The organism is Enterococcus cecorum, assembly GCF_052119425.1.
GTDB lineage: Bacteria > Bacillota > Bacilli > Lactobacillales > Enterococcaceae > Enterococcus_E > Enterococcus_E cecorum_C.
The window spans coordinates 1-18577 of sequence record NZ_JBQKFH010000001.1; the positions used below are offsets into that span (position 1 = coordinate 1).

The 18577-nt window shown below is 39.4% G+C and carries 15 protein-coding genes and 2 other annotated features; of the genes, 12 read left to right on the forward strand and 3 right to left on the reverse strand.

The window, feature by feature from the left end; translation table 11 throughout:
• Positions 1 to 208: 208 nt before the first annotated feature.
• The 3 genes from ACTQZM_RS00005 to ACTQZM_RS00015 are packed head-to-tail and all read left to right on the forward strand — an operon-like array spanning position 209 to position 2210.
• Positions 209 to 949: an MBL fold metallo-hydrolase gene (locus ACTQZM_RS00005; protein ID WP_113783771.1), complete on the forward strand. Its 741-nt coding sequence runs from the start codon at positions 209 to 211 to the stop codon at positions 947 to 949.
• A gap of 12 nt (positions 950 to 961) precedes the next feature.
• Positions 962 to 1966 (forward strand): lipoate--protein ligase, encoded by a 1005-nt coding sequence (locus ACTQZM_RS00010; RefSeq protein ID WP_113783773.1) that lies wholly within the window; start codon positions 962 to 964, stop codon positions 1964 to 1966.
• Positions 1967 to 1979: 13 nt separating this feature from the next.
• Entirely contained in the window at positions 1980 to 2210 is a 231-nt protein-coding gene (locus tag ACTQZM_RS00015; RefSeq protein WP_287852499.1) for a hypothetical protein, read from the forward strand.
• Between the two features lie 200 nt (positions 2211 to 2410).
• Here the strand turns inward: ACTQZM_RS00015 and ACTQZM_RS00020 are convergent, their stop codons facing one another.
• Positions 2411 to 3676 (reverse strand): DUF389 domain-containing protein, encoded by a 1266-nt coding sequence (locus ACTQZM_RS00020; protein ID WP_441652493.1) that lies wholly within the window; start codon positions 3674 to 3676, stop codon positions 2411 to 2413.
• 92 nt (positions 3677 to 3768) lie between these two features.
• Entirely contained in the window at positions 3769 to 5208 is a 1440-nt protein-coding gene (gene proS / locus ACTQZM_RS00025) for a proline--tRNA ligase (protein ID WP_113827096.1), read from the reverse strand.
• 83 nt (positions 5209 to 5291) lie between these two features.
• Positions 5292 to 5501 (reverse strand) — a binding site (T-box leader).
• Positions 5502 to 5864: 363 nt separating this feature from the next.
• Here proS and ACTQZM_RS00030 point away from each other — a divergent pair.
• The 5 genes from ACTQZM_RS00030 (at position 5865) to leuD (ending at position 14645) form a co-directional block, all read left to right on the forward strand.
• Positions 5865 to 9440 carry a 5'-nucleotidase C-terminal domain-containing protein gene (locus tag ACTQZM_RS00030; protein WP_441652547.1) on the forward strand — a complete coding sequence of 1192 codons (3576 nt, stop codon included), beginning with the start codon at positions 5865 to 5867 and terminating at the stop codon, positions 9438 to 9440.
• 665 nt (positions 9441 to 10105) lie between these two features.
• Complete coding sequence (locus tag ACTQZM_RS00035) at positions 10106 to 11620, forward strand: 2-isopropylmalate synthase (protein ID WP_441652494.1); 1515 nt, start codon at positions 10106 to 10108, stop codon at positions 11618 to 11620.
• Positions 11621 to 11623: 3 nt separating this feature from the next.
• The gene (gene leuB / locus ACTQZM_RS00040) at positions 11624 to 12667 is read left to right on the forward strand and encodes a 3-isopropylmalate dehydrogenase (RefSeq protein ID WP_441652495.1); all 1044 of its coding nucleotides are present in this window, start codon (positions 11624 to 11626) and stop codon (positions 12665 to 12667) included.
• Positions 12668 to 12681: 14 nt separating this feature from the next.
• Complete coding sequence (leuC, locus tag ACTQZM_RS00045; RefSeq protein ID WP_441652496.1) at positions 12682 to 14058, forward strand: 3-isopropylmalate dehydratase large subunit; 1377 nt, start codon at positions 12682 to 12684, stop codon at positions 14056 to 14058.
• Entirely contained in the window at positions 14058 to 14645 is a 588-nt protein-coding gene (leuD, locus tag ACTQZM_RS00050) for a 3-isopropylmalate dehydratase small subunit (RefSeq protein WP_113827090.1), read from the forward strand. Before leuC ends, leuD begins: the two co-directional genes overlap by 1 nt.
• Before the next feature lie 109 nt (positions 14646 to 14754).
• On the opposite strand, the gene ACTQZM_RS00055 is transcribed toward leuD, so the two are convergent.
• Entirely contained in the window at positions 14755 to 16569 is a 1815-nt protein-coding gene (locus ACTQZM_RS00055) for an LTA synthase family protein (protein ID WP_441652497.1), read from the reverse strand.
• 250 nt (positions 16570 to 16819) lie between these two features.
• Positions 16820 to 16891: a sequence feature (ribosomal protein L21 leader region), on the forward strand.
• Positions 16892 to 16908: 17 nt separating this feature from the next.
• Between ACTQZM_RS00055 and rplU the strand changes: the two genes are divergently transcribed.
• The 4 genes from rplU to ACTQZM_RS00075 all read left to right on the forward strand — a co-directional run bounded on the left by rplU (position 16909) and on the right by ACTQZM_RS00075 (position 18527).
• On the forward strand, positions 16909 to 17217 hold the full coding sequence (gene rplU / locus ACTQZM_RS00060; RefSeq protein WP_016183321.1) for a 50S ribosomal protein L21: 309 nt from the start codon (positions 16909 to 16911) through the stop codon (positions 17215 to 17217).
• A 22-nt stretch (positions 17218 to 17239) separates the two neighbouring features.
• Positions 17240 to 17584 (forward strand): ribosomal-processing cysteine protease Prp, encoded by a 345-nt coding sequence (locus ACTQZM_RS00065; RefSeq protein ID WP_248624139.1) that lies wholly within the window; start codon positions 17240 to 17242, stop codon positions 17582 to 17584.
• Between the two features lie 12 nt (positions 17585 to 17596).
• Positions 17597 to 17881 carry a 50S ribosomal protein L27 gene (rpmA, locus tag ACTQZM_RS00070; protein ID WP_248624140.1) on the forward strand — a complete coding sequence of 95 codons (285 nt, stop codon included), beginning with the start codon at positions 17597 to 17599 and terminating at the stop codon, positions 17879 to 17881.
• A 463-nt stretch (positions 17882 to 18344) separates the two neighbouring features.
• Positions 18345 to 18527, forward strand: a complete 183-nt coding sequence (locus tag ACTQZM_RS00075) for a hypothetical protein (RefSeq protein WP_441652498.1) — start codon at positions 18345 to 18347, stop codon at positions 18525 to 18527.
• Positions 18528 to 18577: the final 50 nt, after the last annotated feature.

Genomic DNA, 18577 nt, shown 5'->3' on the forward strand with positions numbered 1-18577 from the left:
CGACTTAATTATAGAGGAAACAGATGTCTTTTTCTATTATTATGAGTATAAAAAAAGATATTTAGTGTTATCCTCCGTTTGAGTAACAACACTAAATATCTTAGACCCTTTTTTTTTGATATAGTTTCGCTTGCTTCTTCTATATCTTTGAAGAATTTTTTAGAAACATGCTATAATCATCTTAAGGAAAATCTGAGGAGGAATGACGATGAAATTAACGATTTTAGGTTGCATGGGGGCCTATCCATCTAAAGGGCGCGGAACTACAAGCTATCTTTTGGAATCAGACGGCTTTCATCTATTAATCGATGCCGGCAGCCAAACATTAAGTCAATTAGAAAAGGTGATGAGTCCGCTTGATTTAGATGCGGTGATTATCAGTCATTATCATCATGATCATATTGCTGATTTAGGCGTGTTGCAATATATGTGGCAGTTATCTAACAAGCGTGATAAAAACAGAGTCTTACCCATCTATGGTCATGGCAATGATGCGTTTCATTTTAATGATTTAACCATGCCACAAGTGAGTCAAGGGCATAATTACTTGGAGGCGAATCATTTGAATTTGGGACCGTTTTCTGTTACATTTAAAAAGACGATACATCCTGTGGAGTGTTATGCGATGAGAATTGTCGAAAAGCGTAGTGGCAAGGTATTTGTCTTTACCGCAGATTCTGGTTATATGGAAAGTTTTAACGAATTTGTCAAGGATGCCGACCTATTTTTAGCGGATACCTATCTCTTTGATGGACATGAAAATCACCATGCGCATTTTACAGCAGGTGAGGCAGGTAAGATTGCGAAGGCGGCTGGTGCGAAACGTTTAATCTTATCTCATTTACCAGAAGAAGGCGACTATGATTTACTCAAGGCTCAAGCGCAAAAACAAGCAGGAGAAAATATCCAAGTATCGGTTGCCAAAATAGGTGATACTTACCAAATTTAGGAGGGATTAGGCATGATTTTTGTACCTAATGAAATCACAGATCCAAGAATTAACTTAGCAATTGAAACTTTTTTACTACAAGAGATGCAAGTAGATGAGCCGATTCTACTTTTCTATATCAATGAGCCGTCGATTATCATTGGCCGTAACCAAAATACCATTGAAGAAATCAATAAAGAATATGTGGATGAACACGGCATTCATGTGGTTCGTCGCTTTAGTGGTGGTGGTGCGGTATATCATGATTTCGGGAACTTGAATTTCAGTTTTATTATGAAAGATGATGGTGAGTCTTTCCGCGATTTCGAAAAATTAACGAAACCAATCGTGGAAGCATTACAAGAATTAGGCGTAAAAGGTGCGCATCTAAAAGGCCGCAATGATTTGGTTATCAATGATCAAAAATTCTCTGGTAATGCGATGTATGCGACGAATGGCCGAATGTTTGCGCATGGTACAATCATGTTCGACAGCGATATTAACGAAGTCGTGAATGCTTTGAAAGTGAAGAAAGAAAAGATTGAATCTAAAGGCATTAAGTCCATTCGTTCACGCGTAACCAATATCAAACCGTTCTTACCTGAAGATAAACAAAACATGACCACCAAAGAATTCCGCCAAGATATTTTATTAAAAATCTTTGGTGTCGATAGTGTCGATCAAGTGAAAACCTATGAATTAACTGATGCTGACTGGGAAAAGATTAATCAAATTTCTGATAAATATTACCGTAACTGGGACTGGAACTATGGCCAATCCCCAGCCTTTGATTTACAACGTAGCCAACGATTCAATATTGGCTCAATCGATGTGCGCTTAAATGTCGCAGAAGGTAAAATTACCGAGGTCAAAATTTATGGAGATTTCTTCGGTTTAGGGGAAATCAAAGACGTGGAAGAAGCTTTAGTAGGTGTGAAATATGAAAAATCCGCCTTACAAGAAGCCATCAGCAAAATCGATTTGAAGAAATACTTTGGTAATATCGAACCAGAAGAATTCTTAAACTTAATTTACTAAAATGAGGTGTCTTATGAACGCATTTCAAGAAAAGTTTTATCATTTTATTTTAGACCGTGTCCAAACTGACAAGGTAGAAGATGTGAAAGAATTATTGGCAGAAAGCTTTGCCAAACAATCGGAAGGTACCTTTGATGTGGCTTATCTTTTAACTTTTCAAGACAAAATCGTGCCTATGTTAAAAGAAGCCGATAAAGAAGAAGTGCTGAAGATTATGGAAGAATTTGGCAAAAAGTTCCAATAAAATCTACGAACTTAGCTGACACGATTGAAGCTTTCGGTTGAATTGATGCAAAATTTGCATGGACCTTTTACTTCTTTAGAGGAGCTATTAATAATCAAAATCAAAAGGACTGACTGCAATAGGCGCAATCAGTCCTTTTTGAATGAGGTCGCAAAACAGCTTGGCAAGATAGGAATGTCAAGCTGTTTTGCCACGATTGGTTATTCTGTTTTTTCGGTGACGTAATAGACTTTGGCGATTTGTGGATATTTCTTTTGGATTTGTTTGGTTAATTTTTCTTGATAGTCTTTCGTTAAGTCATTTTTCGTTTGAATCACGACCAATTCGATTTCCTCATCATTTAAGTATCCTGTCGCACTAGCCACATCGGTAATGACTGTTTCATCCATTTTCTGAATGGTAGCGTTGATTTTGGCGTAGTCGGTGGTATTTTCACTATTTTCTGCTTGGGTATTGGCATTTTGGTGACTTTCGATAATGCTAGAAATATAGTCCTCAAACTGTTTACCCGATAATTGAGAAAGCTCGGCGATTTGCGTGATTTTGAGTTCATACCCACTCAAGCCATAGTGTTTTAAATCATTTTGTAGTTGATCGATATGGGCATCGGTGTAGTCATTACCCGCTATCGTAAAGCGTAAAATCTTATCTTTTTCATCGATGCTTTGTTTGATAATGGTCGCATGGGTTAATTCTTCCGTGGCAAAATTTTTCACACTAGCATCTAAAATCGATTTTTGGACCAAAGATTTTGCGGAAATCACGCTTGGAAGTAAAATCAAGGCAGTTAACCCGATATAAAAAATTCGTTTATGCTTGGTTAATCTTGGCTCGGCTTCTACTTTTTGACGACTTGGCATCCGCAGTGCTTTGACTCCAGCATAAGTCGTTAAAATGATGAAGAACGCATTGATAATAAAGAGATAACCCGCACCCGTGGCATAGCTGAGATTTTTGCTGGCAATCCCATAGCCTACCGTACAAATTGGCGGCATTAAAGCAGTGGCGATGGCAACCCCGGGTACGATATTATTGATAGTTTTCTTTCTGGCTCCGATAATGCCGGCCGTACCCCCAAAGAGCGCAATCAACGCATCCCAAAGTGTCGGTGCTGTTCGGTTAATGATTTCCTGACTGGCATAACTAATCGGTGAAAAATAAAAATAAATGCTAGCAACTACGACGCTGAGCAATACTTCAATTCCGAGCGTTTTGGCGGCACGTTTTAATAGTTCTTGATCATAAATCGCTAAAGCCGTCCCAATCGCCAAAATAGGGGACATTAAAGGCGAAATCAACATTGCCCCGATAATTGTCGCTTGCGAATTCATATTTAAGCCAATCGATGCGATGAAAATGGCGCAAGTTAAAATCACTAAATCTTCTTTACTAATGTCGCTATCTTCATACATCTTATGATAAAATTCTTGGTTCGTATACGTATCTGGTGTACGCAAAAAAATCACTCCTCAAGTCATATAACTGGCCATATTTTAGCAAATTTTCACACAAAATAAAATAAATTCGCCCAAAAATATGAGCGAATTCATCTAAGGAATTAATAAGCGCGGGCAATCCAAAGGGTGTGTTTGGCAGGTTTTCCGCTGACGATATCAAATTCTTTTTGCATAGGCACTTCAAATGGAATGTTACGCGTCGTAAAGCCAGTTTCTTCTTTAATTTTCGCTTCTGTTTCTTCGGTGCCATCCCAACCGATTAATACAAAACCAGGAACTTTGCCTTCTGCTTTAGATTTTTCGATATGTGCTTTTAATTCATCTAGTGTATTGATGTCATAGTGTTCGTTTGCTTTGTTGCGTTCTTTAGCCGCTTGTAATAGACGTGGAGTCATCGCTTGTAATTGTTCATCAATGTAGCTTTCCAAGTCTTCAAATTTCACGGTTTCTTTGCCATCAAGGTCGCGCATTTTGACCATGACATGCCCATTTTCTAAGTCGCGTGGGCCACATTCCACACGGATACAAGCACCTTTAAGTTCCCATTCATTAAATTTATAGCCAGGAGAATTATTAGAATCATCTAGGCGAACACGAATGCCTTTTTGTTTTAAGGTTGCGAAGATTTCATCTAATTTTTCCATGATTGCTGGATTTTTCTTCCATGGGCCAACTGGGATAAGTACCACTTGAGTAGGCGCCACAGTTGGTGGGAAGACTAAGCCATTTTCATCCCCGTGTGTCATAATCAATGAACCAAGTAAACGAGTCGAAACGCCCCATGAAGTCGTATGTGCAAGCGTGTGTTGGTTTTCTTGATTTAAGTAAGTGATGTCAAACGCTTGGGCAAATTTGGTTCCCATGTAGTGAGAAGTACCGGCTTGAACTGCTTTTCCGTCTTTCATCATTGCTTCGATGGAATAAGTATCCACTGCCCCAGCAAAACGTTCGGAAGGTGTTTTTTGACCTTTGTAGACTGGAATCGCTAAAAATTCTTCACATAAACGTGCATATTCATCTAATACACGCATCGTACGGCGGCGCGCATCTTCTTCATCCACGTGCGCTGTATGTCCTTCTTGCCATAAAAATTCAGAAGTACGCAAGAAAGGAAGGGTCTTTTTCTCCCAGCGGAAGACATTGGCCCATTGATTGATTTCATAAGGTAGGTCACGGTATGAATTAATCCAATCAGAAAAAGCGGAACCAATCATTGTTTCTGAAGTTGGACGCAATGCTAAAGGTTCTTCTAATTTTTCATTTCCTACTTCGGTCACCCATGGTAATTCAGGGGCAAATCCTTCAATATGATCGGCTTCTTTCATGAAAAAGCTTTGCGGAATCAACATTGGGAAGTATGCATTACGGATGCCTTCTTTGCGTAAAAATTTGTTGAACTCTTCTTGGATGTGTTCCCAAAGTTCAAAGCCATCTGGACGGAAAATAATTGAGCCACGTACGGGTGAATAGCTCATTAATTCCGCTTGTTGTACTGTCTGTAAGTACCATTCTGTAAAGTCGTTGGTTTGGTTGTTTGCCATAATTTCCTCCTAAAAGATTTATCTCTTGTCAGCTCATCTTTTATCAAACGTACACAGGTAATAAAAAAAGCATCCGCCCTCATAAAAAGGACGAATGCTTGAATTCGCGGTACCACCTTTATTGGTTAGAAAATGTCTAACCCAGCTTTAGCGTCGATAAGGAAGACGAGTCCTGACTGTTTGCAATCAATCATCATTGGTAGGTTCGCAAATACAGGGGTTGCCAAAGTTCCAGCCATGCTTTAGCTCTCTATAAACATCTATTTGCTACTAGTCCAAATCTATTTCTTATCCTATACAAAATTGAGCGAAAAAGCAAGTAAAACTCATAAAAAAATAAAGGAAAGAAGAAAACAGTGTCTTTACAAAAATAATAGAAAAATTGCTATTTTAAATGTTCGTGATTTATTACTTAGTTCGTTGTTGGAAGAAAGTGAAAACATGATATTTCACCAAATTTGTACTTTCTTTCTCAAATAAAATGAGCTGTTTTTCGAATGATATGAGAGAAAAATGTTACTGAAAACGATTGAAATCTGATTGATGACTATAGTATAATAATACTTGTCACTGTATTACAACACATTATCGAGGAAGGGAGGATAATTTTTGATAATGTGGCAAATTACAAATGAAGAAGGTGCGAAATTTTGAAAATGAAGAAGTTGACAAAACATTTATTAGTGGCTGGGGCGGTGCTTTCCTTTGGTTGCTTTGCGCCAAAAATCTTAGCAGAACAAACGACGGTACCTGTCCAAGTGTTGGGGGTAAATGACTTTCATGGTGCATTAAGTACAACCGGAAGTTATTACTATCCAGGTGGCAAAATCTCAGGTGCTGGTGGTGCAGCTTTACTTTCAAGTAAGCTAAACCAAATGCAAGCAAACTTTGTAGCCAATCATCCAACTGGGCAAACCTTACGTGTCTCTGCTGGGGATATGGTTGGGGCTAGTCCAGCTAACTCAGGTCTACTCCAAGATGAACCAACGATTAAAGCATTCAATGCAATGAACTTCACAGTAGGTACAATTGGTAACCATGAGTTCGATGAAGGTTTAGCAGAATTTAATCGTATTTTATTAGGTCAAGCTCCGAGCGCCGACAGTAACTTTTTAGATATTGTCAAATCTTATCCACGTGAAGCTTCTAAAATGGATTTAGTCATTGCTAACTTGGTGAATAAATCTGACGGCAAGATTCCATTTGGCTGGCATCCATATACGGTCAAAACACTAACAGATGCAAATGGCAATTCTGTTAAAGTTGGTTTTATCGGTGTTGTCACGACAGAAATACCTGATTTAGTTTTGAGAAAAAATTGGCAAGATTATCAATTCTTAGATGAAGCTCAAACGATTGCGAAATACGAAAAAGAATTACGTGAAAATCAAAAAGTGAATGCGATTGTCGTCTTAGCCCATGTACCAAGTGTGCAAAGTGGCGAGACTACGACCGGTGCAGTGGCTGATATGTTAGCTAAATTAGCAACAATTGAGCCAAATCATACCGTCGATGCCGTGTTTGCTGGACATAATCACGTGTATACAAACGGGGTAAATGGTAAGACGCGCGTGATGCAGTCTACTTCTCAAGGTAAAGGCGTCGCAGAAATCACGGGTGAAATTGATGTTGCGACTCAAGATTTCGTGAAAGTACCAGATGGCCAAGTCGTACCTGTCACGAAAGAAAATCTTACCCCAGATGAAAAAGTTGCTGCGATTGTTGCAGATGCCGATAATCGAATTGCTGATGAACAAAATAAAGTCATTGGGGCAGTCGATGCAGATACCATGGTCACTCGTGAAGTCAATGACAATGTCCAAAGAGAATCCCCACTAGGAAACTTGATTACAGATGGTCAACGTGCGATGGCGAAAGAAGCAGGCTATGATGTTGATTTTGCGATGACGAATAATGGGGGAATTCGTGCTGATTTATTATTAGGCAAAGATGGCATGGTTACTTGGGGTGCTGCTCAAGCGGTTCAACCATTTGGCAATATTTTACAAGTAGTCGAAATGACCGGTGCACAAATCAAAGAAGTGCTAGAACAACAATATGATGATGAAAAATACTTCTTACAAATTTCGGGATTAAGCTACACCTTTACGGAAAATCCAACAGGGGATGCCAATCAAAAATATGTTGTGGAAAGCATGACGAAAGAAGACGGCAATCCAATTACCCCTGAAGGAAGATATAAAGTAGTCATCAACGACTTCTTATTTGGTGGGGGCGATGGCTTCAAAGGCTTTACTAACACGAAATTATTAGGGGCTATTGATCCAGATACGGAAACTTTTGTCAATTATATTCAAAAATCTTCCGCAAAGGGTAAAATGGCGGTTCCTGCTTTAGGCCGTAAGCTTTTATATCAAGAACGCGTGGCTAAAGTTGGCGAAATCCAAGGACATGATCATCTTGGTGCTTTTACGCATCAAAACGTGACAGTGAAAGATGTGGTTGTTACTGCAGTTGAAAATTCAAGCCGCTTCTATGTGCAAGATTTACATCCAGATGGTGATATCACAACTTCAGATGGGATGAGTGTCTACTTCAAGAACCATAATGTGAAAGTCGGCGATCAATTAGAATTAAAAGGAACGGTCGCTGAAGTCTTTGGTGCTGGCTATGCGGAAAAAGAACAAACTGATTTAACCATTACCCAATTACAAGCGACTCAAGTAACGAAAGTCGCTACTGCCCAAGTGCCTGCGCCAGTCGTATTAGGTGTCGATCGTAAAGTGCCAAGTCAACATATTGAAAATGATGGCTTTGTAAACTTTGATCCAAATGATGATGCTTTAGACTTCTGGGAATCATTAGAAGGGATGCTTGTTGCAGTAAATAATGCGAAAATCTTAGGCCCACAAAAGAATGGCGAACTATTTGTCTTACCTGGCGAAAGTACGGATATTTTAAATCATTCTGGTGGTTTACTCTTAGATGAAGACTATAATCCACAAATCATTGCGTTATCAACAGGTGATCGTAAATTACGTGCAAAAGCCAAAGACACTATTGAAGGAAAAGTAGCTGGTCCGGTAACTTATTCTTATGGTATGTATAAAGTGTACTTACCAAAAAATAGTGTCAAAATTAAAGACGGTAAACTTGCCCGTGAAAAAACAACAATCAAAGCAAGCAAGGATAAATTAACCATTGCTTCTTATAATATTGAAAACTTCTCAGCAAATAAAGCGTCCACAAGTGATGAAAAAGTTCAACGCATTGCCCAATCGTTTGTGAATGATTTAAATGCACCAGATATTATTACCTTGTTAGAAATGCAAGATAATAATGGTCCAATTGATGATGGCAAGACGGATGCGACTCAAAGTGCCAAACGTTTGATTGAAGCGATTGAAAAAGCAGGCGGGCCAAGCTATCAATATATCGATGTGGCGCCAGAAAATAATCAAGATGGTGGTGCACCAGGGGCTAATATCCGTGTCGGCTTCTTATACAATCCAAAACGTGTAGATTACAACGCGTCCGAAGCTATCGGTAAAGGGGACGAACTCTTTAAAGATACACGTAAATCTTTAGCGGGTTACTTTACATTTAAGGGTCAAAAATTATTATTGATTGGTAACCATTTGAATTCTAAACGTGGTGACCAACCATTATACGGTAGCCATCAACCAGCAAGTTTTGCCTCTGCGATGAAACGTGATCAACTAGCACAAACCATTGCTACGTATGTTGATAAAGCGGTGAAGAGTGATCCAAGCTTGAAAGTCGTAATGACAGGTGACTTCAATGATTTTGAATTCAGTAACACTTTAGCGATTCTTGAAGGCAAACAATTAGTGAACTTAGTCAAGACGCATCCAGCTGAAGACCGCTATTCATACTTCTATCTAGGAAATAGCGAAACACTTGATCATATCTTAGTATCTAAAGACTTAGCGAAAAATGCTGTGTTCGACATGATTCATATCAATGCGATGTTTATGCAAGAGGATGGTCGCGCTTCTGACCATGATCCGGTAATGGTGCAATTAACCTTTACGAAACAAAATCCAGATGTTGGTGAAAAAGATAAAGATAAAGGTAAGGGCAATCCAACAGCTAATCAAGATAATAATAAAGGTAAATTACCTAAGAAATTGAAAAAAGATTTACCATCTGCCGGTACGAAGATTATGGGCTCATTGGTCATTATCGGTGTCGTGCTAATCGGTGCGGCAATTATTATTCGTATCTACAATACTAAAAAAGCAAAATAAGCCTGAATAAGGGGTAGTCAGATTGGCTGCTCCTTTTTTGTAACCATTAGTCTATCCAAAACTCACTTCCATCTGTTTGGGGTGAGTTTTTTGAAAAATTCCAAGCATTATGAAAAAATATTCAGAAAATTTAGCAAAAACTATTGACTTTTAATTTTAAATTAGGTAAATTCTAATAAAATATTAATTTAATTAGGTGAGTCAAATGAAAAATAAAAAGGTTATGCATTTCGGTTTATTATTATTAAAATAGAGAACTCTTTTTACCCAACCCAACAGTTGAAATAAAAGAGTTCTATTGGCATTGCATCAAAACAACATGCAATGCCTTTTTAATTAGAGTTGTGAGAAGGGTTGAACAGCTACAAGCAGCTAAGTTTGTCCGGAATGGCAGGAAAATCTATTTTGTTTAAAGATTTTCCTAGACAGGCCGGCTTAGATGCGATGTAGCTACCCTTCGAACACGGATTATATAAGGTTGTAAATCGACTTGGTCAGCTACGAGCGGATAAGTTTGTCCAGCACGTCGGGAAAGTCCCCAAAGTTAAGACTTTCGCAGACGAGAATGTCTTACGCCGAAGTAGCTAGTCGATTTGCACCGTCAAATAAGGTTGTAAATCGACATGTCCAGCAAGTGAAAAAAAGAAAAAGGAGTGGCAGGTTCTATGCGTAAAATTCAGTTTTTTGATACGACATTAAGAGATGGGGATCAAACCCCAGGCGTCAATTTTAATACTAAAGAAAAGGTACAAATCGCCCTACAATTAGAAAAATGGGGAATAGATACGATTGAAGCGGGTTTTCCGATTGCTTCACCGGGAGATTTTGAAGCAGTGAGTGCGATTGCGAAGGCTTGTCAAAAGATGACAGTGGCAGGTTTAGCGCGTTGTCAGAAAAAAGATATTGATGCAGCATATGAAGCTTTAAAAGAGGCCAAATATCCACAAATTCATGTCTTTTTAGCAACCAGTCCTGTGCATATGGAATACAAATTAAAAATGACACCAAATGAAGTCTTGGCATCCATCAAAGAACATGTGACTTATGCGAAAAGTAAGTTTGAAAAAGTCCAATTTTCACCAGAAGATGCGACCAGAACAGAAAAGGACTTCCTACTAAAAGCTGTCCAGACTGCCATTGATGCGGGTGCGACCATTATCAATATTCCTGATACGGTAGGATATACCAACCCAACAGAATATGGTGCGATTTTTAAATTTCTGATTGAAAACATTCAAAGCAAGACGGAAATTACTTTTTCTTCTCATTGTCATGATGATTTAGGGATGGCCACGGCAAATGCATTGGCAGCTATCGAAAATGGGGCCAATCGTGTAGAAGGAACGGTCAATGGCATTGGTGAACGCGCTGGAAATACTGCACTAGAAGAAGTCGCAGTGGCTTTGCATATTCGCCAAAATTATTATCAAGCAACCAGCAAAATTGATCTAAGTGAAACCAAGTGTACCAGTGATTTGATTGCCCGACTATCAGGAATCAAGGTGCCGAAAAATAAAGCAGTTATTGGTGGAAATGCTTTTAGTCACGAGTCGGGTATCCATCAAGACGGTGTGTTGAAAAATCCAGAAACCTATGAAATCATTACCCCACAATTGGTTGGAGTGAAAACTAATGCCTTGCCACTGGGTAAATTATCTGGGCGTCATGCCTTTGCCAATAAGCTAGAAGAATTAGGCTATCACTTTGATGAAGCAGAGCGCAATCTACTATTTAAGAAATTCAAAGTATTAGCAGATAAGAAAAAACAAGTAACCGATCAAGATATTCAAGCGTTGATTGCGGATAAACAAACGCGCGAGGCTGATTTGTATCAATTATCAGCCATTCAACTACAATATGTCTCCAATGGTTATCAAGCAGCCGTTGTATCGATTACGATGCCAGAGCAAGAAATTAAGACATCTTCAGCGATTGGTGATGGCAGTATTCAAGCCATTTACAATGCGATTGATGACGTCTTTGAACAAAAACCAATCCTAACCAATTACGAAATTCAAGCCTTAACTAGTGGGGAAGATGCCCAAGCGGAGGTACGTGTCACACTCACGAATCCACAGACAGCCACACAAATTAATGGAATCGGCGTGGACTTTGATGTGTTGAAAGCTTCAGCCAAGGCCTATGTCCATGCAAGTTCAAGTATGAAGGAAAGAGGATAAGCAATGAAAAAAATAGTGATTTTAGCCGGTGATGGCATCGGACCAGAAATTATGGACAGTGCGCTAAAAGTCTTTGAAGCAGCTAGTCCAACAATTACCAAAGAATATACCTTCGAAGCACATGTCTTTGGTGGTGCGGCCATTGACAAGACGGGAGAACCTTTGCCAGCAGAAACGTTACAAGCCTGCCAAAGTGCTGATGCGATATTAATGGGCGCAATCGGTGGACCAAAATGGGAGCATGCCGAAAAAACACCAGAAGCGGGACTATTAGCCTTACGAAAAGCATTGCATTTATTTGCGAATATTCGCCCAGTTCAAGTCCCACCCGCCCTTGTGAAGTATTCGCCCTTAAAACCAGAAATTGTCGCAGGAACGGATTTGGTCGTCGTGAGGGAATTAACCAGCGGCATCTATTTTGGTGAACCGCGTCATCTGGGGGAAGATGAGGCTTATGATACGAATCGTTACCGCAAAGAAGAAATTGCGCGTATCTTACATCAAGCCTTTCAAATTGCCCAAACTCGCAATAAACGCGTGATGTCGGTGGATAAAGCCAATGTCTTAGCCACGAGTAAATTATGGCGCAAGATTGCTAATGAAGTCGCCAAAGATTATCCAGATTGCACCTTAACGCATCAATATGTGGATTCAGCGGCGATGAAATTAGTCCAACAGCCAAATACCCTAGATGTTATCGTCACAGAAAATTTATTTGGCGATATCTTAAGTGATGAAGCTTCGGTCTTACCAGGAACTTTAGGGGTATTACCAAGTGCCAGTCATAGTATTAATGGTCCGTCACTTTATGAACCAATTCACGGCTCAGCACCTGATATCGCAGGGAAGAATATCGCGAATCCTGTTTCGATGATTTTATCAGTCGTGATGATGTTGCGCCAATCCTTTAAAGAAGAAGCCCTTGCAGCGAAAATCGAGGCTGCTTGCTTTGAGGTAATGGACAGAGGGATTTTGACACCTGATTTAAATGGGACAGCAACTACGAGTGAATTTACCCAAGCCGTCATAACAGAACTAGAAAAATAATAGAGGTGAAAGCGATGCAGACACTATTTGAAAAAGTATGGCAAGAACATGTGATTAAAGGAGAAAAAGGACAAGCACAGTTAATTTATGTGGATTTGCAGATGATACATGAAGTTACCTCGCCACAAGCGTTTGAAGGCCTAAGACAAGCCAATCGTCCCGTGAGGTGTCCAGATAAGACCTTTGCGACAATGGATCACAACACACCGACTAAAGATATCTATAATATTACCGATTTAATTTCGAAAAAGCAGATTGATACGTTAAGAAAAAATTGCGAGGAGTTTGGCATTACGCTATGTGATAATGGCTCTGAACGTCAAGGTATCGTGCACATGGTGGGACCTGAAGTAGGATTGACCCAGCCAGGTAAAGTGATTGTTTGTGGAGATTCGCATACCGCCACGCATGGTGCATTTGGGGCGATTGCTTTTGGGATTGGTACATCTGAAGTGGAGCACGTCCTAGCTACCCAAACCATTTGGCAAAAGCAACCTAAAACTCTAGGCATCAAAGTCAGCGGTCAATTACCTAAAGGCGTCTATGCCAAAGATATTATTCTTGCGTTGATTCGTAAATATGGGGTTGATTTTGGAGTCGGTTATGCAGCGGAATTTTATGGAGAAACGATTGAGGGCTTGTCCATGGAAGAGCGCATGACGATTTGTAATATGTCGATTGAAGGAGGCGCAAAAATTGGCATGATTCGCCCGGATGAAAAGACTTTTGAATATATTAAAGGTCGTGAATATGCGCCTAAAGACTTTGAAGCAGCCGTAGCACATTGGCAAACGCTGTATACGGATGATGAATCTTGCTATGACCGCATTTTGACGCTAGATGTATCGACTCTAGCCCCATATGTTACCTGGGGGACGAATCCAGAAATGGGCGTGGCATTTGATGAGGCCTTTCCAGCAATCAAGGACCATAACGACACGCTAGCTTATGAATACATGGACCTTCATCCTGGACAAATGCCAAGTGAGATTCCGATTGAGTATGTCTTTATCGGTTCGTGTACCAATGGCCGTCTATCTGATTTACAAGAAGCGGCCCAATTCATTCGTGGCAAAAAAGTCCATCCTAAAGTCACCGCCATTGTCGTACCAGGCTCTAGACCGGTGAAAAAAGCAGCGGAGAAGATGGGCTTAGATCAAATCTTTAAAGAAGCCGGTTTTGAGTGGCGCGAACCAGGCTGCTCGATGTGTCTAGGGATGAATCCTGACCGCGTACCTGAATACGTCCATTGTGCCTCAACGTCTAACCGTAACTTTGTTGGCCGTCAAGGAAAGAATTCACGCACCCATCTTTGCTCTCCAGCCATGGCCGCCGCGGCAGCTATTCATGGACATTTTGTAGATATAAGAAAAGAAGTAGGTGAAAACTAATGGAAAAATTTACGATACACACCGGGCAAAGCGTCCCATTGATGAATGATAATATTGATACGGACCAGTTGATACCTAAAACTTATCTCAAACGTGTGGAAAAATCAGGCTTTGGGGAGTTTTTATTTGATGATTGGCGCTATCTAGCAGACCGCAGTTTAAATCCTGATTTTATCTTGAATCATCCGGACTATCAGCAGGCTACCATCCTAGTTGCTGGCGATAATTTTGGCTCGGGTTCTTCTCGTGAGCATGCTGCTTGGGCTTTGATGGATTATGGCTTTAAAGCGGTGATTGCCGGCAGTTTTAGTGATATCTTCTATATGAATGCGACAAAAAATGGTTTATTACCCATCGTATTAGACCAAAACGCGCGTGAAAAAATCGCCCATTTACCTAGCGATCATCAGCTAACGATTGATTTAGAAGCTCAAACTGTAAGTGTGGGTGAGGATACGTATCATTTTGATATCGATGAAACATGGAAGTATAAATTGCTTAATGGTTTAGATGAAATAGGGATTACGCTCCAATCTGCTGATGAAATCACCGCCTATGAGCAGACGATTCCTAGCTATCGTGCTTAAAATCAGTTAGTAAGTCTACCAGTTGTGCTCATGTCTTCCCTATCTCCATCTCACTGGTAGCTTTCTATATAAAAAACGCGCTGAAATTCCATCAAGCGCGTTTTTGTATTTATTTTGCATTTTTTTCATCGACAAAAGCATCATTATAGTAGTTACTATTTTTCGATAATTCAGTATTGACTTTATCTAAGCCGTATTTTTCAATCAAGGTTGGCGTATCAGAAGCCAAGTTACTACCAAGTCCTAAACGATTGCCTTGAATTTTCACACCCATACTTGCCAAAATGGTAGGGAAGTAGTCATATGGGGCGTATTTGCGATTGAAGGCTTTGATATTCTTTTGGTCAAAGTCTGCATTTAAAATCAAGTTAAAGGTCGTGCGGTGATAGTTCGGATCAAAGTTAGCAAAGAATTTCTTATCCATGCTTGGGTGATCACCAGTTAGAATAATCACGGAATCTTTATAGAATGGTTGCTGCTGAATCCAACGAACTAAATCCACAACTTGTTTTTGAGAATAGTGAATGACATTGGCATATTGACTAGGATAAATCTTTGGTGTATCTGGTTCGACAAAGCCATCAGGGAAGTGAGTATCGGCATTTTCCATGGTAAAGTTAAATGGTTTGCCCGTATTTGCTAGACGCGTCATTTCAGCTTTGGCAAAATCATATAGCTTATTATCCTCAAAGCCCCACCAAACATTATAGTCTTTTGGAATCAAGCCAGCTTTACGCGCATATTTCACATCGAAAATATTGTAGTGACCATGTGTCGTAAAGAAGCTCGTTAACCCACCAAAGTCTGCATCTGCACCGAACATAATCGTTTGTTCATAGCCTTGTTTTTCCAAAATATCCCCGATAAGTGTCGCACCTGGTAAGAATTGGCCCGTTTTACCGTAGCTATTGCCCTCCATCGGAATCTTTAGCGGCAAGCCACTACTCATATTGACCATGGAGGCTACCGACCAACTAGAGCCATACGTTTGATATGGTCCGCCAAATGTTTTCGACTCACTAAAATGAATCCCTTCTTTAGATAATTCCATCAAATCAGGCATTAAGTTCTCATCCATAAATCCACCATTGGCCTTATCAAAGTAAGAATTCTCAATAGACTCTAAGTAGAGATGAATGACATTGCGCTTTTGTTTTGGGAAGGTGAGCTTGACATCATTTGGATTGACATACTCGTCTTTAATAAAGTTAGATTGGTCAAAGTAAGCAGCATAGACTTTATCTAGTTGGAGTTCTTTAATACTATAGAAGATACCGCCAGCTAAAAATCCTAGACTGAACAGCGCAAATAAAATACGTTTTACTCGATTAGGAAGTACTCTATAATCTTTGACGTAGATATCTTTATTCGCAAACAATAAGACTGCAAAGATAATTAATAAACCAACCGCAAATAATACTGGGGTACCGACGATTTGATCGGTCATATTGCTCGCAGTACCCTTAACTGGTGATTTGAAGTTAAAGATAAATTGCTCTGGTGTGAGTCGACCGAAGAAATCAATAAACCAACTCGTCCCAATAAAGCAAACCGTTCCTAAGGCAAACAGGATGCAGCTGATTACACTGAGTACGATTTGCCAGGCCGTTGTTTTTCCCTCGGCTTTTTCCAAAAAGACTGCCCCTTGGAATCCGCCTTTTAAGATATTTAAGCCTAAGCCAATCCCAAGTGCCAAGGCTAGATACTTGTAGGCAAAATTCGTGGCATAAATTTCAGGAATGAGCCCAGTCTGGATATTTAAGGCAAAGCGCACAATTAATAACGCCACTGCATTGGTCAGCAGCGTGTCGATGAGCCATTTTTTTAAAATTGTCGTTTTGCTGTAATCCTCAGTCAACCAGACATCGACAGCACAAGTAATCACCCCGACAAGTAAGTAAATTAGTAGTTGTAAAAAAATCAAATTATTTCCCACCCTATCATCAATTTTTCATATGTTCCTAGTATACCTTTTCATGAGTCAGGACGACAAGTAGGCAATGTTTAAAAATTTATTATTATTTGTCAAAAAGAATCTAGATAAGGGGAGTTCTCCAAATTTAAACGAAAAATCCCTACTTTCCAATCTTTTCAGAAAATCAAAAGAAATCAGTCGAAAATGATTGACAAGCAAGGACGGTTTTGGTAGTCTTAAATTGTTGTAATTGTGGTCTCCACAGCTACAACCGCTCAGAACAAGTATTTAAGTACGCATGTCGCTTGGGATGGCGAGTCTAAGTATATATAAGGAGGTGCTTTAAGCATGTACGCAATTATCAAAACTGGTGGTAAACAAGTGAAGGTTGAAGTAGGTCAAGCTATCTACGTTGAAAAATTAAACGTTGAAGCTGGCGAAAAAGTTACTTTCGATGAAGTTGTCTTAGTTGGTGGCGAATCAACTAAAGTGGGAACTCCTTTAGTAGCTGGTGCAACTGTTGTAGGTACTGTTGAAAAACACGGCAAACAAAAGAAAGTTGTGACTTTCAAATACAAACCTAAAAAACATTCACACCGCAAACAAGGTCATCGTCAACCATACACTAAAGTGGTTATCGAAGCAATTAACGCATAATTAGACAAAGAAGGATAAGTTGATGATTAAGGGTACTTTTTACCGAACAGAATCAGGAACGATACATCAATTTCGCATTACAGGTCATGCTGGGGCAGGAGAATACGGCGAAGATATCGTCTGTGCTGCTGTGAGTGCATTAAGCATCAATGCGATTAATAGTGTCTCTTCACTTGCTGGCATTGAGATGCAAGTTGAGGCAGATCAAGAAAATGGTGGTTTCCTAGAGGCGACGATTTCTGAAGATTTGACTCAGGAGCAAAAAAATGTCGCACAGATTCTCCTTGAAAGCTTGTTTTTAGGTTTAGAGTCGGTACAAGAAGACTATCAGCAATATATCCAAATCAAAACCATTACAAATCACTAGGAGGTGCATCTCATGTTAAAGATGAACTTACAATTCTTCGCTCATAAAAAAGGTGGGGGTTCTACTTCTAACGGACGTGACTCACGTGCAAAACGCTTAGGTGCTAAACGCGCAGACGGTCAAACAGTTACTGGTGGTTCTATCCTTTACCGTCAACGTGGTACTAAGATTTATCCAGGTGTAAACGTTGGTATCGGCGGAGATGACACATTATTTGCAAAAGTTGACGGCGTGGTACGTTTTGAACGTAAAGGTCGCGACAAAAAACAAGTGTCAGTATACCCAGTTGCTAAATAATTGAATTTCAATAGCCCAAGATGTCTTCGGATGTCTTGGGCTTTTTTGTTGTCTGAAATTTTATCTAATCAGGTGCGAATGATTCAGGCGATTTGAGAAGAAAGACATTCGAAATGTTTTATTCTGCTTACTTGATTAAATAATAAAAGAAATTATTCTATTTTTACTTCTCTTTTCATTTCTGACTAGACATAACGTTTACATAGTCATTAGTATGTAAACAACTATTTTATAAAATGTTATCTAATATAACAAATATTTTATATATAATACTTTAAAAATACAGTTGTATCAACGAAAATATAACTGTTTTTTTATTTCTTGCTAGAATGATGTTATTTAATAGTTCTTTGACTTAGGTTATTGACAGGAGTAAAATGAACATTGTAATAAGTATAATTTTTATCAATAATTATGCTTATTTTGTCTTGTAATTTGAGAAACAAGAATGGGGGAAAATGTAATGTTTAAATCGGAAAAAGAAAAGCGTTACAAATATGGATTGCGTAAAAAACGCGGAGGTGGAGGAGCTGCCTCATACATAATTGGCGCAATGTTGTTTGTTGCTATGGGAATGGCCGTCGCACCACAGGATGTGTTTGCACTTGATACATCAGGCGGTATTAGCAATGCGCAGTTCAAGTAAACTGTTTCTACAGATAGCAATTTTGCTTATGTAGGAATTCGAAATGTACG